This is a genomic window from Mycobacterium sp. 852014-52450_SCH5900713, assembly GCF_001667075.1.
Classification (GTDB): domain Bacteria; phylum Actinomycetota; class Actinomycetes; order Mycobacteriales; family Mycobacteriaceae; genus Mycobacterium.
Genome location: NZ_LZIL01000038.1, coordinates 1 through 625, shown reverse-complemented (window position 1 = coordinate 625; position 625 = coordinate 1). Strand labels below are relative to the sequence as shown.

1 protein-coding gene and 1 pseudogene are annotated in these 625 nt (G+C 70.2%); one reads left to right on the top strand and one right to left on the bottom strand.

The annotated features are described in order from the left end of the window. Nucleotides 1-90 (bottom strand): annotated as a pseudogene (locus tag A5773_RS26500) (TetR/AcrR family transcriptional regulator); the annotation flags it as partial. 143 nt (nucleotides 91-233) lie between these two features. On the opposite strand from A5773_RS26500, the gene A5773_RS10965 reads away from it, so the two are divergent. Next, the coding region (locus A5773_RS10965) for a TetR/AcrR family transcriptional regulator (RefSeq protein WP_156744808.1) at nucleotides 234-625 on the top strand (392 nt) is incomplete at its 3' end.

Below are 625 nucleotides of genomic sequence, written 5' to 3'. Positions count from 1 at the left end.
GGCCACACACCGCATCGTGGCGACGATGATCCGCCGGCGGGTCTCCTCGCCGCTGGCGCCGACCGGGCGCCCACGCTGCGCCCGCGTCACCGTGCTCTCCCCACTCGCGCGTCCTGTCCGCCGGCTCTGGGTGCCCGACACGGTCGAATATAATCGAGTGATCGATTAGTTTGGGCTTCCGCGCGGAGGTGCGCAGTGTGTGATGGACGAACCTGCGGCGGGTTCCGCGCGGCATGAGCGTCGCGCAGTCGCAATTGGGCCGCCCGGTGGGCGCCGAGGGGGAGCAGACGCGTGCGCGGATCATCGCCGCGGCGATGCGGTGTGTGGCCGAGATGGGCTACTCCCGCACCACGATTCGCGAGATTGCCCGGGCCGCCGGCATGACCAGCGGCAGCCTGTACCACTACTTTCCGAACAAGTCCGAACTGCTGGAGGCGACCGTCACCGAAATGGAGGGCATCGCGTCACCTCGGCTGCGGGCCGTCGCCGCGCGGGCCGACGGCGCGGTCGATCGCCTGGCAGCGGTGTTGGACGAGTCGAGCAGGTTGATGCGCGAGTACCCGGATCTCGCCGCCTTCGAGTGGGTGATCCGCGCCGAGGGGGTGGCCGACGTCGATGCGCGGGT